We start from the raw sequence: 25,147 nt of genomic DNA, 5'->3' as shown, positions 1-25,147 counted from the left end.
TTTCCGGTATGCTACGTTAGCGCTCGCGCAAAGCGCAAGAGCGCCGGCGTCGCGGTGACCTGTCAGGATTTCATGCGCTCGCGCAATGCGGCGAGCTTGTTGGTCAGGTGATCGCTCAGGATTTGCCCCAACCGGGGACCATCCCGTGCCTCAAGGGCAGTTATGATCTCCTCATGCTCGGCCACGGCCTGGCTCCAGCGCTCGTCGGAGATGTTCGCGAGAAAACGCGCCCGCTTCGCGCGCGAGGCCAGAACCCTGTGATGCTGGGTCAGGACCGGGTTTCCTGCCGCGCGCAGAATGCCGTCATGAATGTCCTGATTGGCCTTGAAATAGGGTTGACGGTCCCGTGCCGTGAAATGGCGGACCATGTCATCGTGACGTTCGCGGACAAAGGCGATCTCCGTCTCGGTCCCGTGCGCGCAGGCGAGTTCTCCACCAAGACGTTCCAACGCAGCCAAAACCGGGAAGGTCTCTTCCAGTTCTTCCATTGTGACCGTTGACACCCAAGCGCCACGGTTCGGTTCCAGAACAGCAAGACCTTCGTTCGCCAGAACCTTGAGCGCTTCGCGCATCGGCGTGCGCGAAACACCGAAATTTTCGCACAACTCTTTCTCGGGAATCTTGGTTCCGGGTTCGAGTTCGCCTTCGATGATCAATTCGCGTACCCGGTCAACGAGTTCTTCGTGCAGCGAAGGGCGGGCAATGGGTTTTGACAGGTTCATGTCAGGTGTCCTTCCCGTCCAGTGCCATTTCCAGCACACGCACGACGTGGATTGCCTCGCGCGATGTGCCATCTTTGATTTGATGGCGACAGGAGGTGCCATCGGCCACGACGAGCGCATTTTCCGGCGCTTTTCGGATCGCGGGCAAAAGGTCGAGTTCCGCCATCTTCAGCGACGTGTCTACCGTATCTTTGCCATATCCAAAAGCCCCGGCCATTCCGCAGCAACTGGTTTCCACCATCTCGACCTCAGCGCCCGGGATCATGCCGAGCGCTTTCTGCACCGATCCCATGACGTTATGCGCCTTCTGATGGCAGTGGCCGTGCAGCACGATCGGCCGACCCAGATCCGACAGGGCAGGCGGGTTTTCGAGCGTCACGAAGTACTCCTCGAACATCTTGGCATGCTCTGCGACCAGTTGGGCATCCGCGCCCGGTACCAGAGCGGGAATCTCGTCGCGCAGGGTCAAAAGCGAGGAGGGCTCCAACCCGACAATGGGTACACCTCTGGCGGCATAGGGCGTGAGCGCCGCCAAAAGGCGCTCGGCCTCTGCACGGGCATCGTCGACAAGCCCGACAGCCAGCAAGGTCCGCCCGCATTCCAGATTGCCTTTGCCGTCCACAGGGGTTGCCACGCGGACCTTCAACCTCGCAGCCTTCAGAACCCGACCCGCAGCCCGCAGGTTCTCGGGCTCGAAATACCGATTGAAGATGTCGGCAAACAAGATGACATCCGGATCGTCATCGGCGAACTCGGTATCCTTGAACGGGCGCGCAGACCATTCCGGTAGCTTTCGGTTGGCGGCAAAGCCTGTCAGCCCTTCGGTCAGTTTCGCGGCCCCAGGCACCCAGTTCCGCATGTTGGCGAGCCACGGCATCTTGGACACCAAGGGCGCATAGCGCGGCATGTAGCCGACCAGCTTGTCATGCAGGCTCAAGCCGTTCTTTTCGGCCCGCGCGGCCAGAACCTCGATCTTCATACGGGCCATGTCCACGCCGGTCGGACATTCCCGCTTGCATCCTTTGCACGACACGCAAAGCTTCATCGTTTCGGCCATTTCGTCGGAGGCAAGCGCGTCCGGCCCAAGCTGCCCGGTGATCGCAAGACGCAGGGAGTTCGCCCGCCCACGCACCACATCGCGTTCATTGCGCGTCACGCGGAACGATGGGCACATCACACCGCCCTTCAGCTTCCGGCACGCGCCATTGTTGTTGCACATCTCGATGGCGCCCTGAAAGCCGCCGCCCTTGCCGGGCCAGTCGGACCAGTCGAGCTTCGTGTCGATGTCTTTGGCTTCGTAGTCGGGGCCATAGCGAAACAACCGCCGGTCATCCATTTTGGGCGGCTGAACGATCTTGTTGGGGTTGAATACGCGGTTTGGATCGAAGCGGTCCTTCACCTCGTTGAAAGAGGCCACCATCTGCGGGCCGAACATCTTTTCGTGGAACTCGGACCGGACGATCCCGTCGCCATGCTCGCCAGAGTGGGAGCCTTTGTACTTGGCGACCAGATCGAAGCACTCCTCCGCGATCGCGCGCATCGTCTTGACGTCCTGATCCAGCTTCATATTCAGGACGGGGCGCACATGCAGACATCCGACAGATGCGTGGGCATACCACGTGCCCTTTGTCCCGTACTTTTCAAAGATGTCTGTCAGGCCTGAGGTATATTCCGCAAGGTCGGGCAATTCGACGGCGCAGTCTTCTACGAAACTGACGGGTTTGCCCTCCTGTTTCATGGACATCATGATGTTGAGGCCGGACTTGCGCACCTCCCCGATGTCCGCTTGCAGTGTTTGGTCCGTGACAGCCACGGCGCCGCCCCAGGCATCGCCGGATCCGGTGAACGAAAAGCCGATATCACCCATCGCCTCGTCCAACTCGCGCAACTTGGCCGCGTTGGCGGCATCGGACCCTTCGTCGAACTCCACAAGTAACAGCGCTGCCGGATCGCCCTGAACGAACGCCTCGATCGTCTTGCGGAACATGGGAATATTCCGAGCCAGCGCGATCATCGTATCATCCACCAGTTCGACAGCGGCGGGTTTGAGCTTCACCAGATGTTGCGAGGCATCCATCGCCTTGTAGAAGGTCGGAAAATGACACACACCCATGACTTTTGTGCCCTGGATCGGTGAGAGCTTCAGTTCAATCGCCGTGAAATAGGACAACGTGCCTTCGGAGCCGACGAGCAGGTGCGCCATATTGTTGGTCGAATGGTCCGGCGTCAGCGCGTCGATGTTGTATCCTCCCACACGGCGAATGATGTTGGGGAATCGCGCGGCAATCTCTGCCTGTTCCCGTGCGCCAAGTGCCAGCATCTCGGTGATCAGCGCGGCGGTCGAATCGTTCGCTGGCGCGGCGTTCCGGTCCGTGGGGCCAAACCTCGCCTTGGTGCCGTCCGCCAGAATGGCCTCGATCGACAGCACGTTGTCTCGCATTGTTCCGTAGCGCAGGGATCGTCCCCCGCAAGAGTTGTTTCCGGCCATACCGCCAATCGTTGCACGCGACGCGGTGGAGACATCGACCGGAAACCAGAGGCCATGGGGTTTGAGGGCGCGGTTCAACTCGTCCAGGACAATGCCGGGCTGCACGACACAGCGTCTGTTTTCGACATCGAGTTCGAGGATCTGGTTGAAATACTTCGAGTTATCAATGACCAGCGAGTTGTTGACTGTCTGTCCGCATTGCGATGTGCCCCCACCGCGCGGCAGGACCGAAGCCCCGATTTCCCGGGCCGCTCCGATGGCGGTTTCGATATCCGCAAGGGTTTTTGGAACAACCACACCGCTGGGTGTCATCTGATAGATCGACGCGTCTGTGGCATACCGTCCGCGCGAGAACGCGTCGAACATGAGCTCGCCTTCGATGTGTCCGCGTAGTCTGTCGGCCAGCGGTGACGCTTCCATGAGACCCATTGAACCCTCCCCGAACTTTTTGGTTGACTGAATTATGAATTCATAATTTTGTATTAGCAACGACAAAAGAAACGTGTGCCATGTGGCGCTGGTTTGAAGCCGGTACGCCCATGGCAGCACGTAGACCAACGGAGGAGTTGTCCAAGATGCGGAAAGCCGGACGCCATTTCTTGCAGATCCCGGGACCGAGTGCCGTGCCGGATCGCATCTTGCGCGCGATCAGTATGCAAACGATTGACCATCGCGGCCCGGATTTTGCCGCTGTAGGTCAAAAGGCGTTGGAAGGGATGAAGTCGATCTTCAAGACCGACCAGAACGTATTCATCTTTCCGTCGTCCGGCACTGGCGCATGGGAAGCGGCCTTGGTGAACACCATGTCGCCGGGCGACAAGGTGCTGATGTATGAAACCGGGCATTTCGCGACCCTCTGGCAGAAAATGGCCAAGAAAATCGGCTTGAACCCCGAGTTCATCGAGGGCGATTGGCGCGGTGGTGCGGATCCGCAGGCGATTGAAGACCACCTGCGCGCTGACACCGGGCACGAGATCAAGGCCGTCTGCGTTGTGCACAACGAAACGTCTACCGGATCGGTGTCGCCGATTGCCGAGGTGCGCAAGGCGATTGATGCCGCGGGCCACCCCGCGTTGCTGATGGTGGACTCCATCTCCGGACTGGCGTCGGTCGACTTTCGCTTCGACGAATGGGGCGTCGACGTGTGCGTCTCCGGTTCGCAAAAAGGTTTGATGTTGCCGCCGGGGCTTAGCTTCAATGCGGCCAGCGACCGCGCACTCGAAGTGTCAAAAACCGCCACGATGCAGCGGTCCTATTGGGACTGGCAGGACATGCTGGGCCCAAACAAGACCGGCTACTTTCCGTATACCCCTGGGACGAACCTGCTCTATGGACTGAATGAAGCGATCGATATGCTGCATGAGGAAGGGCTGGACAACGTCTTTGAGCGTCACCAACGACACGGCCGAGCGGCGCGTGCCGCGGTTCGCGCCTGGGGGCTTGAGGTGCTGTGTGCGCAGCAGGGGCAGGAAAGCGGTGTCCTGACGGCAGTGATGATGCCCGAGGGCCATTCTGCGGATAGCTTCCGGGCAAAAACGCTCGAGGCATACGACATATCGCTTGGCAACGGCCTCAGCAAAGTGGCGGACAAGGTATTCCGCATTGGACATCTTGGCGATTTCAATGACCTTATGCTCGTGGCAACGCTGTCGGGGGTGGAAATGGGACTGGCCAAAGCAAATGTTCCCCACGAAGAAGGGGGCGTCATGGCCGCAATGGCACATCTCAAGACAGCGGAGGCACCACGCCTCGCGGCCGAATAAAACTCAAATATATCGGAAGAAATCAGGGAGGATTAACCGATGAAACTCAAAACCATGCTGCTCGGTGCGACTGTCGCCGCAACACTGCCCGTCTCGGCCATGGCCGCAGACCTGACCCTGCGTTTTGGCCACGTAGGGGCGCCCGGATCATTGTTCGAAGCCTCGGTGAATGCGTTTGCCCAGTGCGCAAATGACAAGCTTGGCGACGCAGCCGAGGTGCAGACCTTTGGCGCCAGCCAGCTCGGCAACGACCGCGAAATGCTCCAAAAGCTCAAGCTTGGGCAGGTGCACATGTCCCTGCCATCGTCGGTGATGTCGTCCGTCGCGCCCGAGTTCGGGATCTTCGAGATGCCCTACATCATTCGCGATCGCGAGCACATGAAGCGCGTGCAAGCTGCACTGGGTGACACGTTCCAGGAAGCTGCTCTGAGCCAAGGATACCGGATCATCGGCTATATGGAGAATGGCTTCCGCCACATCACGAACAATGTACGCCCGATCAACTCTCCCGAAGATCTGGCCGGCGTGAAACTGCGCACGCCCAACGGTGAGTGGCGCGTGAAAATGTTCCAGCAGTATGGGGCAAACCCGACACCGATGTCCTTCTCGGAGGTCTTCACCGCCTTGCAGACAAAGGTCATTGACGGGCAGGAAAACCCCTACGCCCAGATTGCGTCTGCAAAGTTCCAGGAAGTGCAGAGCTATCTGTCGATCACGGGCCATGTTTACACACCCGCCTATGTTCTGGTTGCTGAAAACCAGTGGCAGAAATGGCCGGAAGATGTTCGCGCGGCGCTTGAAGCTTGCGGGACTGAAACACAGGACACGGTGTATGAAATCGCGGCGAACCTGGAGACGGAACTGCTTGACGTGATCAAGGCTGCCGGCGTCGAGGTGAATGAAGCCGACAAGGTCGCATTCGTCGCTGCATCTGCACCGATCTACGAAGAATTTGCCTCCTCTGTCGAGGGCGCAAGCGAGATGATCGAGACGGTCCAGTCGCTGGCTGACGGGTCCTGATTTTCTTTTCGGAGGGCCACCGCCCAGGCGGGCGGCTCTCCGAATTCCTTCCAAACACCGATCTTGTCCAGGCGCCGCAAGGTGCCCGGATCCCTTTTGCCCTCTGGCAAGGAAGACCCCATGTTTGCCACAGTCCGTACGGTCCTAGAGACCCTCTTGGAATGGTTTGTCATCTTCCTGATGGTGTTCCTGACCGTCATTGTCATCGTCGCCGTACTCTGGCGCATCTCGGGGTCCAGCTTCAGCTGGTACGACGAGGTGGCCGCCATCCTTCTGGCGTGGATCACCTATTATGGAGCGGCGCTTGCCGCACTCCGTCGCCGCCATATCGGGTTTGACAGTGTGCTGCTGTCGATCCCGATGCCAGCGCGCATGTGGGCCGTGGCCTTCGCCGAGGCCGTCACGGCCGGCTTCTTCATCCTGCTCGCATGGTCTGGTTTCACCGTGCTTCAGGTCATGTCTGGGATGAACTTGATCTCTCTGACCTGGGTGCCTGTGACGTTTACCCAGTCAGTCATCCCGATCGGCGCGGTTCTGTTCCTGATCTGCCAGGCGCTCAGCCTGCCCGAATACTGGGCCAAGACAGCTTCCGGCATCTCGCTCGAACACGCCGAGATCGAGGAAGAGGTCGAGCACGAAATGAAGAAAGCGGGGAACGCCTGATGCTTATGTTCGGTATTTTCGTGGCGATGGTGGCAATGATCTGCCTCAACATCCCTATCGCCGTGGCGCTCGCCGTGTCCGCTATCTTCGGACTGATCGTGATGGAAGGGACAGGCGCGCTCGTGACCGTTGCCCTCGATATGTACAACGGCTCCACGAAGTTTTCATTGATCGCGATCCCGATGTTCGTGCTGGCCGGGGCGATCATGAACGCGGGCGGCATCACCGACCGCCTGATCAACTTCGTCTCCGCCATCATCGGCTTTGTCCGGGGCGGTCTTGCGATGGTGAATATCGGCGTGTCGCTGTTCTTTGCCGAGATCTCGGGGTCGGCTGTTGCAGATGTGGCGGCGATGGGGTCGGTCCTGATCCCGCAGATGAAGAAACGCGGCTACTCGGGCGCGCTGTCTGCGGCGGTGACGTCGTCCTCGGCGTCACTTGCCATCATCATCCCGCCGTCGATCCCGATGATCCTCTACGCGACGTCCGCGAACGTTTCGGTCGAGCAGCTTTTTGTCGCTGGTATCGTGCCGGGTCTGATGGGGGCATTCGGCCTGATGCTTGTCGCCCATATCTTCGCACGCCGCTATAACCTGCCAACGGAAGAAGCGTTCAACGTCAAGCGTCTGCGCGAGACGTTCGTCGACGCGCTGCCTGCATTCACCCTGCCGGTGATCATCCTGGGCGGTATCTTTGGTGGCTTCGTCACTGCGACCGAGGCTGCAGGTCTGGCGGTCCTTGCCGCCATCGCGGTCAGCCTGATCTACCGCCAGGTCGACATGAAACATCTCAAGAATGCGATGCTTGACGGTGGTATGCAGACAGCGGTTGTCATGGTTCTGGTCGCGGCGTCGGTCGTCATGGGCGGCTTCCTGACCCGGGCGCAGATGCCCCAGCAGATTGCCGAGGGCATCCTGAACATTACCGACAACAAGTGGATCATCCTGTTGATCCTGAACTTCTTTTTCCTTGTGATCGGGTTCTTCCTGCACTCTGCGGCTGCCATCATCCTTGTTGTGCCCATCGTGATCCCTCTGATCATCGCGGCGGATATCAACCCGATTCACTTCGGGCTGGTGGTTACGCTGAACCTCGCTATCGGCCAGCAGACGCCACCGGTGGCCAGCGTTCTGATCACCGCCTGTGCGGTGGCGAGGGCCAACATCTGGGAAGTATCCAAGGTCAACATCTGGTTCATTCTGGTGCTGCTTACGGTACTCCTGATGTGTACTTACATTCCGTCGATCCCGCTCTTCCTCGTGGAGTATTTCTACGGTGGCAACTGAACTGTTATGCACTGAGAAGGACGGCACCCTCTGGGTGTCGTTCAATCGGCCCGAGGCGCGCAATGCCCTGACTTTCGCAATGTACGAAGGTTTGGCACAGATGTGCGCAACGGCCCATGAGCGGCCCGGGATCAAGGCTGTAGTCATAACCGGCGAGGGTGGCAAAGCCTTCGCTGCCGGAACGGATATGACACAGTTCCGCGCATTTGAGACCACCCAGGATGCGTTGCAGTACGAGGCGCGTATAGAAACCGTACTGACCGCGATCGAGCAGTGTAAGCTTCCCACCATTGCGGCAATTCACGGGGCGTGTACGGGTGGTGGTGCCTCCATCGCCGCCGTTTGCGATTTGCGGATCGCGTCCGAACGGCTCAAGTTCGGCTTCCCGATCGCGCGCACCTTGGGCAACTGCCTCGCCGCTGGCAACCTTGCGCGGCTGTCGGACTTGATGGGAGCAGGCCGCGTGCGAGAGATGATCTTCACCGCGCGGCTCGTCCTCGCGGAAGAGGCGCACGCCATCGGTCTGGTTTCCGAGGTTCTGCCGGACGAAAATGCGCTTCTGACGCGGGCCTCGGAGCTTGCCGCACAGGTCGGTGCCATGGCCCCGCTGACCTTGCGCGCCACCAAGGAAGCCCTGCGCCGCAACCGTGCCGCAACAACGGTCGAAGATGCCGACCTGATCGAGATGACTTACATGAGCGCCGACTTCCGCGAAGGGATGGAGGCGTTCCTGGGCAAACGTCCGCCGGTTTGGACAGGTACCTGACATGCCCGGACCCCTGAGCGGCATGAAGGTGATCGAACTGGCCCACATCATGGCGGGGCCGGTCTGCGGATTGATGTTGGCCGATATGGGGGCTGAGGTCATCAAGGTCGAGAAACCCGACGGCGATGACAGCCGCCGGTTCCTGCCGCCGGATGTGAACGGTGAAAGCGCGGCCTACATGATGATGAACCGCGGCAAGCGCGGCATCGCGCTGAACCTCAAGGATCCCGAGGCCGTAGAGGTTCTGCACAAGCTGCTCGCTGACGCGGACGTTGTGATCGAGAATTACCGCATGGGAACGATGGAGCGGCTGGGCCTCGGCTACGAGACGCTGCACGCAGAGAACCCGAAGCTGATCTATTGCGAAATCTCCGGCTTCGGTCGCACAGGGCCTTATGCGCACCGCGGAGGCTTCGACCTGATTGCCCAAGGCATGTCGGGGTTGATGTCGATCACGGGCGAGGGGCCGGGCCGCCCGCCTGTCAAACCCGGCGCGCCGATCTCGGACATCACCTCCGGCATCATCGCGGCAATGGGCGTCGCATCTGCCTATGCGCATGCGCTCCAGACGGGGCAGGGGCAGCGGGTTGATACGTCATTGTTCGAGGCCGCAATCACACAGACCTACTGGCAATCCGCCATTGCCTTTGCCACGGGCGTCGCACCCGGTCCCGAAGGCTCCGCGCACCCGATCAACGCACCGTATCAGGCGTTCCGAACAGCGGATGGCTACATCAATATCGGTGCCGCAAACCAGAAGAACTGGGAACGCCTTATCCAGATACTCGATGCCCCGGAACTGGCAAACGATCCGCGCTTTGCCACGAACAAGGACCGACGGGTCAACTTGGACGCACTTGTACCCCTGATCGAAAATCATACGAAGACCTGCACGACGGCCTCTCTGCTTGAGCAGATGGAAGCGATCGGCTTGCCTGCTGGACCGGTGCTGTCAGTAACGGAAATGCACGCCGATCCGCAGGCAAAGGCCCGCGAGATGATTGTCGCATTGGATCACCCGGTTGCCGGCCCGACGAAGACGCTGGGCCTCCCAGTCAAGTTTTCCAAGACGCCGGGCGGCGTCCGGTGCCCTGCACCTGTTCTAGGGCAGCATACGCGAGAAGTGTTGCTGGAACTGGGCTATGGGCATGCGGAAATCGATGCCATGGTCAGCGGCCAGGCCGTGATTGTCCCGCGCGAGGACACTCCGGCAGTCGCCGGCAGATAGCGATCAAACTACTCGGCGGCGTGTTCAAACACAGAGGGCAGGTCCGCGAAACGCGCTGCCAACTCATCCGTTGCGTAGGTCAGGCACCCGCCAGCGAGTGTTGCGTGAACCTTTCTGGTGTGCGGATGCACGATGACAAGATCCGCACGCTGCCCATAGGCGATACGCCCGCGGTCCGGCAGACGGGCGATCTCGGCAGGTCGCGTCGATACCAGAGACCATGCATCGGCAAGCGTCATCCCTCCCTTGCCGACAAGATGGAAAGCGGCCTGGACCAGGCATCCGGGGCGTCCCTGGGAAACCAGCGCACTGTTTTTGTAGGTTGTTACGAACCGTTCGGCTGAGAAATCTGCGCTGGCATCCGAAGGCTGCAAGATGTCGGAAGCCGATAGAAGAACCGGATCACCAACTGCGCGCGCAAGCGCCGCTGCGGCCCGTGTCGCAGGACGCAGGCAGATCCGCCCCCCGATCATGGAAAAGAACTCCCGCGTCTCCCCATCAGGATCCCCTTGCGACCCGTAAAGGACGCCAACCCTGTCGAAGTTTTCGGCAAGGCGGCACAGGAATCTCGGTACGTCCTGGCTCCGTTTTGACAGGGCCCTGAGATGTGCCTGCCGGGCATCGCGCTGGAATGTCGCCTCGGCCATCGCCTGGCCAAGCCGGTTCCGAAAGATGACCTGTGATACGGTCTCGCCATCCGCGTGTTCGTGAACAGCGGCTTCCCAGTCCATCAGGTGTGTTTCCACGTGCAACTGAATGCGCAGGTCCGTGCCAGTCCCGCGCCGCCATTTACGCAGCGCGCTCAGCGATGAGAGCGCGGCTTCCCGGTCATCTATCCCGCTTGCCCAGTTCCAGTTTTGCCGAACCATGGCGGTCGTCACGCCATCAATCCCGGTGTGGACCTCCACGTCATCCCATGTCGGCGCACCGGCGCAGCTCGCAGGTCGCGGTACGGCGTCAACCGGTCGTTCGAGATCGACAATGCCGGGGAGCACGAGATAGCCGGAAACGTCTACCTCCGGGAACGGACCCTTCGCGATGCGACCGCCCTCGATCGCCACTGACCGCGCCTGCAAGGCGCCGTCGCGCAGGGCGTCTGCGCCGACCAGGCGCAAAGAGGGAAGGAACTGTCTCATGGCCTCGGATGCACGGTTTGTGGTGTGTCGCGCGATTTTTTCTTGGGTACGCAGGCTGTGTATCGGCTTCATGACGGTCAGATGACGAAGCGATAAAGACTTGCGGGAAGTTCAGCTTAGGGGTGTAGGGCGCTGTTCCAATTGATCCGTGACAGCTGAACCGCTCGTCGTTATGTCTCTGACACATGGTGTGGCCCCGTGGCTCAACTGGATAGAGCAGCCCCCTCCTAAGGGGATGCTGACTTGACCATAGCTCCTCATACAAAAACAGAATTAATATTTTTCAATGACTTAGGCGTGAGCGCCTTCTCATGCATACCCATACCTGATAGGTGTTGATCGTAGATTTGAGAGACAAAAAAGAGACAAAATTTGCCATGCGCCTGACAGACGTTTCTCTTCGTGCGCTGCCGCTGCAAGCCAAGGGCAGCAAAAAATACTGGGATGAAAACACACCTGGTTTCGGCGTGCGTTGCTCCGCAAAGTCTAAATCTTTCATAGTGATGTTCGGCAAAGACCGTCGATTGGTCACGCTCGGAAAGTACCCAGACATGTCTCTGAGAACTGCGAGGCAAGAAGCGAAACTCGTCCTCGCAGCCAAGCCACGGATGCGAAGCCTGAAAGGGACAAGAGAGACAATTTCCGTCTTTCTGGACGATGCCAACGACCGCTTGCGGCACAACACGCTGCGCGAATACCGCCGACACCTCGATAAAGCACCAGAAAAACAACTGGCTGACATAACCAGACGCGACATCGATCTGGGCGATCCACAAGCGATCAAAACTTGGAAAGCTTTCTTCAATTGGTGCGTGCGCAACGAGATCACAGACCGTAACCCGTTCCAGCATATCCCTGTTGTCTTCGGAGAACGCAGTCGTGTTCTAAACGACGATGAACTCAGGCAGGTCTGGTTATATGACTACCCGCCATACAGCGACTACCTAAAACTGCAGATCCTTACGGGCCAACGGATCGGTCAATGGAAGAATTACACCTGCAAAGACCAAACAATCGTATTCGAAGCGGAAGGCATGAAAGGGAAGCGAGAGCACGTCATTCCGCTCACCGATGCAGTTTCCAAACTGTTGCCCGTACAACCGTTCAATGGTTGGTCAAATGCCAAGCGTCGGCTTGATCGACATGTCCCACTTGAGCCTTGGACGATCCACGACCTCAGGCGTACGTTTTCGACGAACTGTGCGGCCCTCGGGGTTCCACTGCATGTGACGGAACGCATTCTTGATCATCGATCCGGAACAGTTTCAGGTGTTGCGGCTGTTTATAACCGACACACCTACATGCCTGAAATGCGTGAGGCGTTTGAACGATACGAACGGCGCGTCAAAGCAATCGCTGCGTAGCTGGCGTTACACTAAAAGGTTGTGGCGAGCGTACGGCGAGAAGCGGAAGTTCGTTGTGGGTGTAACGTTAAGCTCTTCGCGTTAAGAAAGCAGACGTTGAAATGGGGAACGAATGGAAGGGTCTCGGAAAATTCTATGGTTCTGCAATCGAATAAATGCTAAATGAGAACAAAATGAGAAAACTAGAACAGTGCTTACAAGCAGTGTAGGGCGGTCAATGCACAAATTTTACGAATTTTTTGCTGGTGGAGGCATGGCGCGTGCAGGATTGGGCGAAGGCTGGAAGTGCGAGTTCGCCAACGACTTCGACCTGAAGAAGGGCGTAACTTACAAGAAGAACTGGGGCAATGGCGAGATGATCGTGGACGACATCCGCAACATTGGTCTCGAGGATCTTCCCGGACACGCTGACCTCGTGTGGGGTTCGTTCCCCTGCCAGGACCTTTCTCTAGCGGGTGGTGGGGCAGGGCTACGCGGCGACCGCTCGGGAACCTTCTGGCCTTTCATTGCACAGCTCGAAGAATTGAAGATGGCAGGGCGCGCCCCAACCGTGATTGCGGTCGAGAATGTTGTCGGAACTCTGACCTCACATAAGGGTGCGGATTTCACCGCCATCTGCGAAGCGCTGGACAACCTGGGCTATCGGTATGGCGCGTTCATCGCCGACGCTTCACATTTTGTCCCGCAATCCCGGCCAAGACTATTTGTGATCGCTATTGAAAAGAGCGTGGAACCATTGAAGACCGGTCCGGAGCCAACGGCACCGTGGCACACGGCTGCATTGAAGAAAGCGCACAGCCAACTCCCGGAACCTCTAAAGAAGTCTTGGCTATGGTGGCGGATGCCAAAGCCACCGAAGCGCGAGATGCGTTTCGCCGATGTAATCGAGGCAAAGCCTGCATCAGTCAAATGGCATACGGTTGCTGAAACGCGGGCACTATTGTCCATGATGAGTGATGTTAACCTGGCCAAAGTCGAAACGGCTAAGGCTGCTGGTGTTGTTATGGTTGGTGGTGTCTACAAACGCACGCGCTATCACCACGGCATCAAGGTTCAACGCGCAGAAGTGCGCTTTGATGACGTTGCGGGGTGCCTAAGAACACCCGCAGGCGGATCGTCTCGCCAGCTCATTCTCGTGGTGGATGGCGAGCGTATCCGTTCACGGCTGATCTCCACACGCGAGACGGCCCGCTTGATGGGTTTACCCGACAGCTACGAGCTGCCTCAGGCATACAACGAAGCCTATCATTTGACTGGTGATGGCGTTGCTGTTCCAGTTGTGCGATACATTGCAAAACACATTTTGGAACCGGTAGTTAAGAGCGCGCGCGCCTCAAGGCCACCAGCAAAGGCACCCAAAGCGAAGGCAACATGAACGACGAGATACCGTGTCAGAAAGACCCTCAGCTTACAGAGCGCATCGAGCAATTTTCAGAGGTCTTGAAGACACAAGCGCATCGTCTCGATCCCTTTGGTATGACCGAGCAAGACTTCTACGATAGCGGGATATTTGAAGGTTCAATCCAGCGAGTCCGAGGTCAAATCTCCGCGTCCATGGGGGAAAAGAAGACCTTCGTGAAGCACATCCTCAATCACATGCAGGATGGCGGTTTCATTCAGGAATGGATCGAAGCCGGTGGCTCCAATAGGCATGACTATTCGGTTACGCTGAACGATGGAAAAATTGCGGCCATCGAGCTGAAGGGCTGCCTAGACGGGAACAACACAAACATCTCTGCCCGACCTCCTCATGCAAACGAGTTCATTGTGTGGAGCGTCTGCCAAAATAAGGGTGCCGATCCTCGACACAACGTCTGGTCTGGCATCCACACTCGCTTCTCCGCAGATATTATTGCCGAGGAAAAGCGGGTGGACGGCGTGGTCGTCTGGGACTGGCTGTGCGGAACCGCAGCACGCGTCTGCCCAAAAATCGCTGGTAGAGAAGACCGCATTTCTGAAGTGGGTCCATATAGGCTACCGCCGCCATGCATCTATCTCTTTCCTGGCACGATCCCGAGTCCTCGGAACAATCCGAACCCACGTCCGCAAAACATCAATGACGTTGGTATTCTTTATGCAATGCATCGTTGTTTTGGGGGCGATGAAAACGAACTGAACAAAGCCCATTTCGAAGCGGCCATGAATGGGGTCGATTTGGTAAGAACAACAAAGATTGTAAGGGACGGCAGAATCCGCAGAGAGTCAAAGCCTACCCCCATCCGTCGCTCTTAGGATTGACTACGCTTCTGGTTCCAAGTTGAAGCGGGCACCATGGCGCCGGTAAACGTCTTTGACGAGATCGAGCATTGCCGAAATCATATCGTCCCAGTTTTCATCGGTGCGCTGAACTGTTCCTAAAGCTGCGCGGAAATGGACCAAGCCGTTTCGGACTTTGTATATGTCTGCCGCGATTTTTTCTGCGGTAATCTCCTGATCGCCATCCCGATGACCTGAGAAACTTTCTCTCAGTGGGGCGACTATCGTGTCGTCACATTCAGCAATAATTTTGGCTAACGCGTCGTCTTCCTTTGGGCGCCAAGCAAGGTGGCTCTCCAACAAGTCAGCTATGCTGCGGTAGGGCAGGGTGGTAGGCCACGCCTCGACAAGGGCGGCGAGCCTGGGAACCGCATAGAGCTGTTCGATCGAGCGATAGAGTTCCAGAAAGAACCCCCCCCAGGAAATCGACAACATGCCTTGCAGGACATTTTCGAACGGAACGTACTCTGAGCCTGATTGAAAAATGTCAGCGACCTTGTTCAACGTTGTGCCTGAGGGAGCTATCGGACCATCGGCATAGGACCGTGCTGTCAGCGCCCCAAGGACGCGGACCACATTTGCGGTGTACTCGTAATTCTGGTCCGCTTCAAAAATCTCAATGCTTGGAAAAAGGTTAGTGATAGCCGCCAGTTCGTATCCGTCGAAGCCTTCGACTCCTCCATGTAAGTCGCCAATGGCTTCCAGAATTTCTAAGCCCCTTGCACTCGGATGGATGTCCGATTGCGTTAGTGCCACTGCAAGAGTGCCTGGAGTGAGTTCAGTCGGCGTCAATCCATCTGGAAGGCTTTCTGCCTCACCGATCCCCAAGACAGCAAAATAGCGCACAGCGTCATGCTCAAAGTGGATTGCCCTGATCTGTCTGGTGATCTGCTGATAGCCCAAGACATCGGCCTCAGCCATCAGTAAAGCGTCGGCGTCGCTGAGCCTGCGTATCCATCTCGCTTGGTCGGCGCCGAGTATTGGGACGCCGCTATCACTCGCATGCGCGATCAAACGCGCAAAAATCTGTTGGCTCATCTGGATTCGGGAACGATTGGCCATGCCTAGGCCCGCCAACATGGCTCCATACTTGGAACCTTAAAGTCCTCTTCAAACAGGACTTTGAAGGCAGAGTCGAAAAACGCTCTTTCGTAGCGACCAACTGCGGACCGCTTCTGTCCGTATAGGCGCTCAGAAAGAACATCCAGCTTTAGGAACGTTTGAAGTTCATCGCTTCCGTAGCCGTCTAGCTTGTCTATCAGCGCCTCAAGATTGCTCTGAATTTCTGCCAACTTTGTATTCGTTGCATCTGGGTCGTCATCTTGCTCCATGCCAACACGGCCAAGAATTGTGGTTGCTGCAGCAACAACAAAACCAATCCGCGCCGGTTTGCTATCGAAGATGCTACGTCCCTTTTTCAATTTCTGGGCAGTGTCATCTACCTGAGCCGCGATGGCAGCTTCGATGTCTGCATCAAACCTAGAGAAGGCCTTGTCCAGATCGACCATCATTTGAACAACTGGATAGAAAAAGTCCCGGTACTGGTGCGAAGAGAGCGCCTCGGTCATATCAAGCCGCGAAAACTCGTCTGCCAATGTCTCTTGAGTATCAATGTCGGTCTTTCGAAGGCCAAAGGCGATGTAAAGCTCGACCAAATTATCTGGAGCATACTCTCCCGCTTTTGACCTCCTTTCGCCTGCGTTTGTGTCCAGAACACGCTCAAATTTGACCAGATCTTTCATCTCCTCGATCAACGGCGCATAGACGACTTGAAGCTGGCGGCTCAGGTTCCAAGGCACTTGTCCTGTGTTAAGGACCAGCATTCTATATATGAGGCTTTCCGTTGTATCAGCGATCCAGAACTCGACCCGCATAGGGCGCCCCTCGACGCTGTCGCGCTCTCGGTCCAAAGCTTCCAGTAGCGCAGTCGTACGCTGCATACCGTCAATAATTGAAAGAGCCTCAGAATAATCACTACTGATTGCCGAAACCGTGTCGGCAGTCGAATTTTTCTGGATAGACGTGATGAAGTCATTGTTGGCGACGACGCCGACAACAACCGGCGGCAAAACCGCCCCTTTGACGATGTCATCGACCATCCGAGAACGAATTCTTCGGGCCGTCGTGGTCTTGAGTGCATCCCGCTGATGAGCCAACCCGCCACGCTTTTGATAGGCAGAGTCCACCAGATCAATGTAATCGCTAACGGTCATGGCCGTCATAATTGAAGTGCATTTGACCCGTTGGTCATGCAGAACTGTGTGGTCAATCGTCATTGTTTGCCTTTCTGGGTCGGCATGACTTCCAGTGTTTGCCTGCATAATCGCGCATTATGCCTATACTTGACAGTCACTGATTTTGCCATTTGGGCACAGGGCTCCGCTGCACCCAATCAATCCCCCAAACCTCTGACTGTTTGAAGGCAGCGGATAGCAGCTATGTAGGCTGTGAACGCCGCATCCGGGTGGACTTTCGGCGCGTCGGATAGCGGTTATGTCGCAGCACGTCTGCGGTCCGTCTAAGAACCCTCAACGGGTTTCGGCGCATATGTGGAAAGCTCTAGTTAAGTGCTCTACGCTCAAGCTTTGGCCATTTGAACGACACGATCTTCTGTCATGGCGCTCTGGGAGGCGGAGTCCAATCGAATAGGAGAGAACCCGGTGTTTCGCAGTGCATTGATAGCACTAACCGTTTTGGCGACACTTGCAGCCATATGGTTTTACTTATCGCGACTACCTTCGTTTGCGACTGTTGAGCCGTACGAGATGGGCGTCCTTGTCAGCGATGGTCAGGTGATAGAAACTTTGAAACCAGGTCTGCATCAGTTCGATGCACGGACGCAGGAAGTTCACGTATACTCGGCCTTCATCCAGCGAGAATATAACCTGCCCGAACCAATCATCGTCAATGGGTGCCCGTCGGACGTTTCCTTCACCTGGATAATTGAGGATGTCGAGGCTTGGCACATTTCTGGAGGTCAGACAGACGCCGGCCCGGAGTTGGCTAAAGAGGTTCGTCGGCTCGCTCAGACTTTCTCCGAATTTGGAGATGATCCTAGAACCGAGATTCAGGTCTTCGTGCAGCGTCAAATGGAGGACTTTCGAGTCGATGGAGCCGCGCGGGACTTCATAGGCTTCGCTGAGCCACAGTGCTGAGTTCGTTTACGGGCCAATGCTACTCGTCGGCTTTGCGGGCTTGCGGGCGCAGCACCACAGCGTCATGTTTACTGCCCGATAACGGCCATCACCGCCACAATGCATCAAACGCTTTCGCTGACAACCTTGTGTACAGCTGCGTACTCGTGATTGATGCGTGTCCCAAATACTCTTGGATCATACGAATGTCGTGTCCGCGCTCTCGTAGATGAAAACCGCAAGAGTGTCGCAGCATATGTGGATGGACATGTCGCAGCTTGGCGGCTTTGGCAGCTTCGGCCAGAATCCGGCGCACTGACCTCGGTGACAAGGGCTGACAACGCTCGGAGACGAATAGCCAGGGCAAATCGTCGTTGCGAGCCCGAAGGAACTTCCGCACCCGACGTAGCTCGTCACCCGCCAACGGGTGATATCGGCTCATCCCCCGCTTCAAGCGCTCAACCCAGATCACCGCCTTTTCCAGATCAATCCAATCGCGCCTTGCCATGATCGCTTCACTCTCGCGGTACCCATGCCGGAAGAGCATGAAGATCAACAGTTGGTCACGCTCAGGATTTCGCGAATGCTTTGCACCCGCGATCAACTTCATCACTTCGTTTTCGGTGAGGTAATCAACTTTTGGTCGGGCGTGGACGTCAACTGGCGCGCTAGCGTCGAAACTTGGCCGAAAACTGTCGTTGGAGGTACGGGCTGGTTGGGGCTTTGGGCGTTGCGCTGCCATACGCCCCTTAGTGTAACATGGCCGGTTCTATACAAAAGCGGTCAAGTACAACAAAAACCGCCTGAGAGCGGTATTAATTATTATCAGCATATTCAATTCCAGCAGTCTGCCAGGTTTTGAATTTTCGCCCACCAAGCAGTTTAGATCTCTGCAGAAAGCCCTTACCATCACTCCTAAATAGAAAGTCTATTAGACCATCCTCGTTTCGAGGGTACAGCTCAAACTCAATTTCACTTTTTTCTACCATACAAAGGGCGATAGCGCTTTCTTCTACAAGATACTCAAACTGGATAATCTTGTTCTTCTGATTATTGTTCAACCCAAGTCTCTGAAAAGTGCGATCGGAAATCTCTTGAATTTTTTGAAAAGCTGCGTCGTTTCCAATCGACCATTTTCTGATCCTTTCCTTAGTCAGTAATACTTCTGTGTCTAAAAGTAGTTCCGATGAAAATTTAATCGTAACATCAACTTCGTCGCGGTGGCTTATTTTTTCAATCATCCGCGCAGTTTCCTTCGACGCTGTTCTCGCCAATGCCTCTGATTTGTCGAGCTCTCTACCCTGTATTAAATTTGTCAGTACGCGAAGGCTATCAAAAATAACTATAGAAAGATGTGCATCATTCTTCTTTGCCCAAGAAAAAAGAGCTTGAATGTTTCTTCTGCTAAAGAACGGGTTCCCAACACTTATTGGACAAAATATGGAATTTGAGGGAAAGATGTCGAGCATATTAAAGCTTTGTATTCTTGCAAAAAAAGGGAGCAGAAGCGAGAAATACGGCTGCGCTGTTCTCTTGCCCCCACTTGGTGCGGAAAAATAGCATGATCAAGCCTGATGTCCAGTATATCACAAAAAACGCGCCTAACGATACATTGCCAAACCCGGATAGATAGGTTGCAAAACTAGGATCATAGTTCAACTGTAGCAATCCTTTATCGATAAGGAATTTAGCTACGAATGAAAAGCCTTCGCCCAAATAAAAGATAGATGCACTTGCATAGCAAAACAAAAGTACGGGCTGCGTATAGAACGCATGCCGCATAATTGACGAAAAGGTAACCGAATAGCCCTCAATGACAGACTTTTTATCTGAGGCGTGAAGGCGCTGAATGTCTTTGTAGCTAAAGTACTGGTTGGTTTTGTGGAACTGTATACTCCTGAGCAAAGAGAAAATGTTCTGACTTCTTAGAAAAAGCATCCCAGGCATCATCACACACCAAAGCAACGCGCCCACCGGAATCTCAGAAAAAAATTTCAGCATTAGTCTCTAGCGTTTCCGCTCCCATGTACCAACATCGAGATGCCAGGGCCAAGAAGCGCAACAAGAAGTGCGATCGGCGCACTTAATTGGACAAGCGCGGCATTGCTCAATAAGTTGCCATACGATGAAACTGCCAAAGCAACAATAAATCCTAAAACTGCAAATAATGCAAAGAAGTTGGCGCGGCTCTTAGAAAAAGGGTCTTTAGGGTAAAGGAACATCCAAAGAATAATTGGGGCGATTGATATTGCAAATGCAAATACAGAGAAAAGAAAATTGATGAAATTATAATTGAGAATGCCAAATACGAGTATGTAGACAAAGATACAAACTATCAAAAGAACTATTGTTAATGAGATCGCCAAGAGCCTCGAAAAGCTTCGTTCTCGCTTCCTCGCTATATCGTAACAGCTTTGTACGATCGGTACAATTGCGCTGTCAGCTGTGCTGAAAAGGGCAGATAAGCTTGCAGCGAAAAAAAGTGGAAACAGTAGCCATTTAACAAGGAAGTCTTCAGCATTTGCCAGTGCTTGCGCGAGCTCCGCTATCGACATTACTTCGCCTGGAAGAAACGAACCAAGGCCGATACCGCAAAGCACCAGTGCAAACCAGAGAAATGTAACTCCTAGAGCTCCGCGCATCGTTCCCGCTACAAAATCGTCGTCAGATTGAGAGGCGAACCGCATCTGCCAAGTTGAGTAGAGCGTAGGGAATAAAAATATGTTCACAACCATAATATTAGCGAGAAGTGCATACGGAAGTAAGAAGACACCTTCGCTGATTGCTGGTCGCGGCAGTGCTTTTTCAACTGTAAGTGAGCCAGTCGCCAAAACATATACTAGAAGCGCAATAACAAATAACCACATTAAGCTTGACTGAAGCTTATCAGTAACCACAACCGTTTCGAGACCTCCGGCGCACACATAAAGAAATACAGGTATACTTATTATTATCATAGATATTGGAATTAGAGGATCCGTATCTTCGATAAATAGACTTAGTATCTGAACCCCAACGTAAAGCTCAATCAGCAAAATGCAAAAAACAGTAAATATCGAAATGGAAGACGCAATGCGGCCGATTGTGGTAGACCCATAAAAGTCACCTACCATTGCGCTCATAGACGAAAATGGTTGCCCCGCGTCGTCGCGAAGAAAAATGTATCTCCGCATAATCCAAACAAAAATATAAATACCTAAAAAAACAGTTATTGGAGCTACTAAAAGGAAAAGGCCATCAAATCTAGAAAAAATCAAAAAAAACCCGAGGACGGTTGCAAGTGAGGTGAATCTGGCGATGTAGGAAGCCGAGTTTGTCGACTTGTCGACCGACCGTGATGCTAAAAAATAGTTTGAATATGATGGGTTAGGTGTAAATCTCCCCATACCTGTAGCAAAAAACACTACGAGCAAGAAAATTCCTAAAACAGCAGCGATTGAGATCGGAGTCACAACTCACCTCATTCAATATGTTAACACGTAGCATGGTGCCGCATCATTTTTTACATATTTTTCAGCTGCTTGCTAGAGAAAAATCTACTCTGCATCTTGGCCTGCCACTCGTCAGAGAACCCACCAAAAGACGAGTTCCGTTGTAAGGAAAAGACAGCGAGCTAGGCATAAGTGACCTTCAAGCATTTTGTTGTTGGCTAGCACCCAAGACGAAGATATTGCTTGCAAGGGCAGCCAGTGATCTTTCTACGTGACGAAAAAAGCGAAGGCCACGTGGGTCTTCACTCTATGCTATTGGTTTAGTGGTGCCACGAGACTGGCAGCGAAGCTTCTGTAATTCCAATGTAGCCTGCAAGCCTCCCATCTTTTCTACGGATGGGTACTGCTACAGTTCCTCGCAACGTGCCGCGCGGGGCGTATCCAATCCCAAGCGCCTTTGCATCTTCAACCTCCAGCCCGAGCGCTTCTACCGCCGGATGATCAGGCTCAAGATAGTCGAGGGGGCGGAAGCCACGTTCCGCTCCCCTCTCTGAAGATGACTTCTTGGCCTTCTCCAGTGGCTCGGTACCCGCTAGGAATTGTGCTGCTTCCTTGACGTCGCAATCGTTGATGAGCTGCACAAGCGCCAGTACGTCGCCGCCCCTTTGCAGCGGGAAGCTGTACCAGACGCCTTTGCTCGGCGTAATCGCAAGACCACGCTCGCCTCCCTCTCCCGATGGGCATGGCCCACGCAACGTGTTGCCTGCTTTCTTGAGCGTAAGGCCAAGGCGTTCTGCGACCTCGGCAATGGGGTTGTCGGCCTTCACGGCCTCAAAGTCGATGAATGTAGACACCACGGTCTCCTTTCTGAAGGACATCCGTGTCTCATTGTACCATGCGTAGGTCAGGCTGTTCATGCATGAGCTCGGAGCGTCGAGGTGTTGATCTGCTCAGGGGGCAGGCCGATACGCAACCAGGGTTCATCAATAAGCTGTGGGAGCGTTGGCACGTCGGTTTCGTGTACCACCGGCACGCTTTGACCCAGAAACAGATGGCTCTCGGAGACCACCTTCTTTCCCAGATCGAACTTGTTTTTGATTTGCGTGCTTGTCGGAGCCACCATCAGCACGCGCATATTCCGCACACCTAAATTTGCGTAGACCTTTCGCCAATCGATGTCGCGGTAGGCTTTGAACTTCTTGTTGGTCGAGCTTTGCTTTGAGCTCGGATCGTCGTCATCAAAACGGCTGTTGGCTTTATTGTGTTCTGCTTCGATGGCGAAGAATGCGCGCCGCCCATCGGGGTACCCGATCCCGACCACACCATCCGGCACAACCGTGTGTGGCACCACTTCCCTACTCTTCCTATCGGTGTATTCGGTCTTTCTCGGGAAGATAAACGGCGTTTCGACGGTTGCGTTTTGGTAGATTCCTTCGGCGGAGATGAGCCGCAGGCCTGCGGCGTCTGCCCCAGCTTTGAGGTTAGACAGCAAATCAATCGTCATCATCGAGTGCGCCCATTCGCGCCCCAGGTTGATATCAAGCCCGCCGCCCAGGAACAGAAAGCGTGGTGGCAGATCACGCCCCGCGAGTTGGTCGAGCCCTTTGTCGAGCAGGAAGTACGTGTCGCGTTCGTAGAGCCCGCAAAACCGCTTATCGATCAAGCCGTGGTCAAACATCAGACGCAAGGAATGGGACAATCCGCGCGCGTGTCGATGCGGCAGGTGCATGGCGATGTGATGTGAGCGCAGTGCTTTGAACTGGTAGATCAGCTCCAGCACTTCGTACATCGTCGGCGCTACACTCAGCGCTGTTTTGGGCGGGACGCGTTTGAAACGAGGTTTGCGCATACCTCGTTATTGGGGCGTCGGTTTCGTCTCGTCAAAGGGCAGCATAGTTGGCATGTGGGCACATGTTTGGAGTGCGCATACATGCAGTATAGCAAATACTTAGTCTAAATCCTGAGGGCGGTCTGGATCGAGCGGGTCGTCCGGCCTAGAGCTGCGCTTTTTCTCATTTGACGTGCCTGGTGTCGGCTCATCGTCCCAGTAGCTTTCGAAGTCAGGCTCGGCGTCTTCGCCGGTGTGGGGTTGCTTTGCCGCGCTGGTTCGCTTGGGGTCGTAGTGAAAGAGATCGATCATCATCTGCTTGAGGCTCTCGGTGTCTTCCGGCTCTGCCGCGATCCGATCTTCCAGCAAACCAGGCCGCACGTTGTACACACCGGTACCATGGTGTTTGACCCAGGCCGCGAAGGTGAGCGCAGGAACGCCGCGAATGGTCTCCGCCTCCGTGTCCATTTCCTTGGCGAATTTGGCAGCGTCCTGCGCACTGACACCCCCGGCAAATTTGATGGAAGTGAGCGAGTTGATCATGCGGTCAATCCCCGCGCGTTCTAACTGGTCTAACTCCTGGCACGCCGTGACGAGACACAGTCCGCGTTTGCGTCCTTGCTCATAGAGACGGCGAATAATCGGGCTGTCAGAAAGGTACTCCTGTGCCTCATCAAGATAGAGGTAGACCCGTTTTTTCGTTTCGGCGCGCGCCAGGACTTCGATGGCGATCTGCGCAAAGCAATACTTGCCAAAGAGCTGTGCGCCCTCATCACCCAGTACCGCTTGGGCGGTGTTGATGAGAATGATCCGGTCTTCTCGGATCGCTTGTGCGATGTCCACCTTGCTCTCCGGCGCGTTGAACATGCCCTTGAGTGTCCGGCTCTCCATCAGCGTGAAGAGGCGGCGTGCAACCTCCTGCCGGGTGGTGCGGTAGCTCTGGCTCGCATGCTTGTCTTTTGGATTGCAAAGCTGCGTGGTGACAAACTTCTGCGAGGTCTCATCAAGGTGTGCGACGTGCTTCGCATAGGCCTCGTAGCCGTCCTGCAAGATCTCCAGCGCGGTATCAAAGTTCGCATTGGGGATGACCATCAAGAACCGCGATAGGAAGCGGTAGAGCGTTGACTGGGTTGTCGTGAGCGCCGTGTCGCGCGCGGCAAACATGTGCTCATAGAGCGCGACCGCTGTCCGCACTTTGGGCTCGTCTTCGGGTCGATCCGTGCGGCCAATCGAGAACGCGCTGAGCGCAAGCGGGGTGCGGATGTTCCCCCCGTCGAGATAGACACAACGATCCCAAGAGACGACATGCAGGAGCTTCTCAAGCATCGATCCTTGGCTATCGATGACGATCACGCAGGCGTCGTCTTCTTCAAAGTCCTGCAAGAGCATCTGTTGCAGGCACTGGGTCTTGCCGTGCCCGGTGCCCGCGATAATGGCGTGGTGCTGGTTTCTGAGCTCATGCGGGAGCTCGATACTCTCATCAAAGACCATCTCGGCCATCAGCGCGAGTGGCGTGCCTTTGAGGTAAGCGTCGATGATGTCGTCGCCCTTGTAATCGCGGGGCGCGACTTCCTTCAGCAGCGCATAGTTCTCATCAAGCCGCTTTTGCATGTTGGGAAGAATGCTCCGCCCGTCTGAGAGCGTCTCAACCGCCGTGTATACCACGATAGCGACGTTCTCGGTGGTTGCTGGCCGGTTACACAACTCCGCCACTCGACAAATGTGCTCTAGGCGCAGGGTGAAGTCGTCGGGCGAGATTTGATTGAGAAAGTCTCGGTATCGTCCGCCTTCAATGCTGTCGCATAGTTCTGGCGGTTCGGGCGGATAGCTGTCCAGGTTCTCGAAGGCGACCAGGCGGGTGGCAATGGTGAACTGCGTGTACGAGTTCGGATCGTCTGCATCTGGGTAGTCGAGACGCTCGGACAGAAAGCGCTCGATATCGATTTCGGTGAACTTTGCTTTCACCGAGCGATAGAGCTGCATTGTGCGCGCTTTGGCTTGCCGCTCCTTCGCCGTCGTGGACTTGGTTTGGTGCCAATAGATTGTAGCCAATCGCTCCTGG

22 protein-coding genes are annotated in these 25,147 nt (G+C 55.5%); 10 read left to right on the top strand and 12 right to left on the bottom strand.

All coding sequences use genetic code 11. The annotated features are described in order from the left end of the window. Positions 1–62 precede the first annotated feature (62 nt). Both ACP15N_RS14055 and ACP15N_RS14050 read right to left on the bottom strand, forming a co-directional pair. On the bottom strand, positions 63–722 hold the full coding sequence (locus tag ACP15N_RS14055; protein ID WP_425092943.1) for a GntR family transcriptional regulator: 660 nt from the start codon (positions 720–722) through the stop codon (positions 63–65). A 1-nt stretch (position 723) separates the two neighbouring features. Next, positions 724–3,639, bottom strand: a complete 2,916-nt coding sequence (locus ACP15N_RS14050) for an FAD-binding and (Fe-S)-binding domain-containing protein (RefSeq protein ID WP_425092942.1) — start codon at positions 3,637–3,639, stop codon at positions 724–726. 146 nt (positions 3,640–3,785) lie between these two features. On the opposite strand from ACP15N_RS14050, the gene ACP15N_RS14045 reads away from it, so the two are divergent. The 6 genes from ACP15N_RS14045 (at position 3,786) to ACP15N_RS14020 (ending at position 9,936) form a co-directional block, all read left to right on the top strand. Next, the gene (locus tag ACP15N_RS14045) at positions 3,786–4,973 is read left to right on the top strand and encodes a pyridoxal-phosphate-dependent aminotransferase family protein (RefSeq protein WP_425092981.1); all 1,188 of its coding nucleotides are present in this window, start codon (positions 3,786–3,788) and stop codon (positions 4,971–4,973) included. A gap of 39 nt (positions 4,974–5,012) precedes the next feature. Continuing rightward, positions 5,013–5,993, top strand: coding sequence for a TRAP transporter substrate-binding protein (locus ACP15N_RS14040; RefSeq protein WP_425092941.1), 981 nt, complete (start codon positions 5,013–5,015; stop codon positions 5,991–5,993). 120 nt (positions 5,994–6,113) lie between these two features. Continuing rightward, on the top strand, positions 6,114–6,656 hold the full coding sequence (locus ACP15N_RS14035; protein ID WP_425092940.1) for a TRAP transporter small permease: 543 nt from the start codon (positions 6,114–6,116) through the stop codon (positions 6,654–6,656). After that, positions 6,656–7,942 carry a TRAP transporter large permease gene (locus ACP15N_RS14030; protein WP_425092939.1) on the top strand — a complete coding sequence of 429 codons (1,287 nt, stop codon included), beginning with the start codon at positions 6,656–6,658 and terminating at the stop codon, positions 7,940–7,942. The genes ACP15N_RS14035 and ACP15N_RS14030 overlap by 1 nt, the downstream gene beginning before the upstream one ends. Beyond that, positions 7,932–8,708, top strand: a complete 777-nt coding sequence (locus tag ACP15N_RS14025) for an enoyl-CoA hydratase/isomerase family protein (protein ID WP_425092938.1) — start codon at positions 7,932–7,934, stop codon at positions 8,706–8,708. The genes ACP15N_RS14030 and ACP15N_RS14025 overlap by 11 nt, the downstream gene beginning before the upstream one ends. 1 nt (position 8,709) lies before the next feature. Beyond that, positions 8,710–9,936: a CaiB/BaiF CoA transferase family protein gene (locus ACP15N_RS14020; RefSeq protein WP_425092937.1), complete on the top strand. Its 1,227-nt coding sequence runs from the start codon at positions 8,710–8,712 to the stop codon at positions 9,934–9,936. A gap of 8 nt (positions 9,937–9,944) precedes the next feature. Here the strand turns inward: ACP15N_RS14020 and ACP15N_RS14015 are convergent, their stop codons facing one another. Continuing rightward, on the bottom strand, positions 9,945–11,072 hold the full coding sequence (locus tag ACP15N_RS14015) for an amidohydrolase family protein (RefSeq protein WP_425092936.1): 1,128 nt from the start codon (positions 11,070–11,072) through the stop codon (positions 9,945–9,947). Positions 11,073–11,449: 377 nt separating this feature from the next. On the opposite strand from ACP15N_RS14015, the gene ACP15N_RS14010 reads away from it, so the two are divergent. The 3 genes from ACP15N_RS14010 to ACP15N_RS14000 all read left to right on the top strand — a co-directional run bounded on the left by ACP15N_RS14010 (position 11,450) and on the right by ACP15N_RS14000 (position 14,668). Then, positions 11,450–12,436 (top strand): tyrosine-type recombinase/integrase, encoded by a 987-nt coding sequence (locus tag ACP15N_RS14010; protein WP_425092935.1) that lies wholly within the window; start codon positions 11,450–11,452, stop codon positions 12,434–12,436. A 217-nt stretch (positions 12,437–12,653) separates the two neighbouring features. Continuing rightward, positions 12,654–13,811 (top strand): DNA cytosine methyltransferase, encoded by a 1,158-nt coding sequence (locus tag ACP15N_RS14005; protein WP_425092934.1) that lies wholly within the window; start codon positions 12,654–12,656, stop codon positions 13,809–13,811. Next, positions 13,808–14,668, top strand: coding sequence for a hypothetical protein (locus tag ACP15N_RS14000; RefSeq protein ID WP_425092933.1), 861 nt, complete (start codon positions 13,808–13,810; stop codon positions 14,666–14,668). The genes ACP15N_RS14005 and ACP15N_RS14000 overlap by 4 nt, the downstream gene beginning before the upstream one ends. Positions 14,669–14,674: 6 nt before the next feature. On the opposite strand, the gene ACP15N_RS13995 is transcribed toward ACP15N_RS14000, so the two are convergent. Both ACP15N_RS13995 and ACP15N_RS13990 read right to left on the bottom strand, forming a co-directional pair. Beyond that, positions 14,675–15,730 (bottom strand): hypothetical protein, encoded by a 1,056-nt coding sequence (locus ACP15N_RS13995; RefSeq protein ID WP_425092932.1) that lies wholly within the window; start codon positions 15,728–15,730, stop codon positions 14,675–14,677. A 26-nt stretch (positions 15,731–15,756) separates the two neighbouring features. Then, entirely contained in the window at positions 15,757–16,968 is a 1,212-nt protein-coding gene (locus ACP15N_RS13990; RefSeq protein ID WP_425092931.1) for a hypothetical protein, read from the bottom strand. Between the two features lie 339 nt (positions 16,969–17,307). On the opposite strand from ACP15N_RS13990, the gene ACP15N_RS13985 reads away from it, so the two are divergent. Continuing rightward, positions 17,308–17,847 carry a hypothetical protein gene (locus ACP15N_RS13985; RefSeq protein WP_425092930.1) on the top strand — a complete coding sequence of 180 codons (540 nt, stop codon included), beginning with the start codon at positions 17,308–17,310 and terminating at the stop codon, positions 17,845–17,847. Between the two features lie 88 nt (positions 17,848–17,935). On the opposite strand, the gene ACP15N_RS13980 is transcribed toward ACP15N_RS13985, so the two are convergent. The 7 genes from ACP15N_RS13980 to ACP15N_RS13950 all read right to left on the bottom strand — a co-directional run bounded on the left by ACP15N_RS13980 (position 17,936) and on the right by ACP15N_RS13950 (position 25,068). After that, positions 17,936–18,568: a tyrosine-type recombinase/integrase gene (locus tag ACP15N_RS13980; protein WP_425092929.1), complete on the bottom strand. Its 633-nt coding sequence runs from the start codon at positions 18,566–18,568 to the stop codon at positions 17,936–17,938. Positions 18,569–18,641: 73 nt separating this feature from the next. Beyond that, positions 18,642–19,295 (bottom strand): hypothetical protein, encoded by a 654-nt coding sequence (locus tag ACP15N_RS13975; RefSeq protein WP_425092928.1) that lies wholly within the window; start codon positions 19,293–19,295, stop codon positions 18,642–18,644. Between the two features lies 1 nt (position 19,296). Further along, a complete protein-coding gene (locus ACP15N_RS13970) occupies positions 19,297–19,827 on the bottom strand; it encodes a hypothetical protein (RefSeq protein WP_425092927.1) in 531 nt (176 codons plus the stop codon). Next, positions 19,827–21,278: a hypothetical protein gene (locus ACP15N_RS13965; RefSeq protein ID WP_425092926.1), complete on the bottom strand. Its 1,452-nt coding sequence runs from the start codon at positions 21,276–21,278 to the stop codon at positions 19,827–19,829. The genes ACP15N_RS13970 and ACP15N_RS13965 overlap by 1 nt, the downstream gene beginning before the upstream one ends. A gap of 299 nt (positions 21,279–21,577) precedes the next feature. Next, the gene (locus ACP15N_RS13960) at positions 21,578–22,111 is read right to left on the bottom strand and encodes a CHC2 zinc finger domain-containing protein (protein ID WP_425092925.1); all 534 of its coding nucleotides are present in this window, start codon (positions 22,109–22,111) and stop codon (positions 21,578–21,580) included. A 59-nt stretch (positions 22,112–22,170) separates the two neighbouring features. Further along, a complete protein-coding gene (locus ACP15N_RS13955) occupies positions 22,171–23,106 on the bottom strand; it encodes a hypothetical protein (RefSeq protein WP_425092924.1) in 936 nt (311 codons plus the stop codon). A gap of 99 nt (positions 23,107–23,205) precedes the next feature. Further along, positions 23,206–25,068 carry a type IV secretion system DNA-binding domain-containing protein gene (locus ACP15N_RS13950; protein WP_425092923.1) on the bottom strand — a complete coding sequence of 621 codons (1,863 nt, stop codon included), beginning with the start codon at positions 25,066–25,068 and terminating at the stop codon, positions 23,206–23,208. Positions 25,069–25,147 lie beyond the last annotated feature (79 nt).

Origin of the sequence: Tropicimonas sp. S265A, assembly GCF_049800835.1 — a bacterium.
Taxonomy (GTDB): Bacteria; Pseudomonadota; Alphaproteobacteria; order Rhodobacterales; family Rhodobacteraceae; genus Dinoroseobacter.
The sequence above is the reverse complement of the archived record's forward strand: the minus strand, read 5'-3'. Positions and strand labels throughout refer to the sequence as shown.

Bases quoted from the DNA above. Each gene is read 5' to 3' on its own strand.
- ACP15N_RS13950 (WP_425092923.1), bottom strand. From the start codon at position 25,068: ATGCAGCTCTATCGCTCGGTGAAAGCAAAGTTCACCGAAATCGATATC.
- ACP15N_RS13990 (WP_425092931.1), bottom strand. From the start codon at position 16,968: ATGACGATTGACCACACAGTTCTGCATGACCAACGGGTCAAATGCACT.
- ACP15N_RS13980 (WP_425092929.1), bottom strand. From the start codon at position 18,568: ATGGCAGCGCAACGCCCAAAGCCCCAACCAGCCCGTACCTCCAACGAC.
- ACP15N_RS14050 (WP_425092942.1), bottom strand. From the start codon at position 3,639: ATGGGTCTCATGGAAGCGTCACCGCTGGCCGACAGACTACGCGGACAC.
- ACP15N_RS14000 (WP_425092933.1), top strand. From the start codon at position 13,808: ATGAACGACGAGATACCGTGTCAGAAAGACCCTCAGCTTACAGAGCGC.
- ACP15N_RS13955 (WP_425092924.1), bottom strand. From the start codon at position 23,106: ATGCGCAAACCTCGTTTCAAACGCGTCCCGCCCAAAACAGCGCTGAGT.
- ACP15N_RS14015 (WP_425092936.1), bottom strand. From the start codon at position 11,072: ATGAGACAGTTCCTTCCCTCTTTGCGCCTGGTCGGCGCAGACGCCCTG.
- ACP15N_RS13985 (WP_425092930.1), top strand. From the start codon at position 17,308: ATGGCGCTCTGGGAGGCGGAGTCCAATCGAATAGGAGAGAACCCGGTG.
- ACP15N_RS14040 (WP_425092941.1), top strand. From the start codon at position 5,013: ATGAAACTCAAAACCATGCTGCTCGGTGCGACTGTCGCCGCAACACTG.
- ACP15N_RS13975 (WP_425092928.1), bottom strand. From the start codon at position 19,295: ATGCTCGACATCTTTCCCTCAAATTCCATATTTTGTCCAATAAGTGTT.
- ACP15N_RS14045 (WP_425092981.1), top strand. From the start codon at position 3,786: ATGCGGAAAGCCGGACGCCATTTCTTGCAGATCCCGGGACCGAGTGCC.
- ACP15N_RS13995 (WP_425092932.1), bottom strand. From the start codon at position 15,730: ATGAGCCAACAGATTTTTGCGCGTTTGATCGCGCATGCGAGTGATAGC.
- ACP15N_RS13970 (WP_425092927.1), bottom strand. From the start codon at position 19,827: ATGCTGAAATTTTTTTCTGAGATTCCGGTGGGCGCGTTGCTTTGGTGT.
- ACP15N_RS14020 (WP_425092937.1), top strand. From the start codon at position 8,710: ATGCCCGGACCCCTGAGCGGCATGAAGGTGATCGAACTGGCCCACATC.
- ACP15N_RS14030 (WP_425092939.1), top strand. From the start codon at position 6,656: ATGCTTATGTTCGGTATTTTCGTGGCGATGGTGGCAATGATCTGCCTC.
- ACP15N_RS14010 (WP_425092935.1), top strand. From the start codon at position 11,450: ATGCGCCTGACAGACGTTTCTCTTCGTGCGCTGCCGCTGCAAGCCAAG.
- ACP15N_RS14055 (WP_425092943.1), bottom strand. From the start codon at position 722: ATGAACCTGTCAAAACCCATTGCCCGCCCTTCGCTGCACGAAGAACTC.
- ACP15N_RS14005 (WP_425092934.1), top strand. From the start codon at position 12,654: ATGCACAAATTTTACGAATTTTTTGCTGGTGGAGGCATGGCGCGTGCA.
- ACP15N_RS14035 (WP_425092940.1), top strand. From the start codon at position 6,114: ATGTTTGCCACAGTCCGTACGGTCCTAGAGACCCTCTTGGAATGGTTT.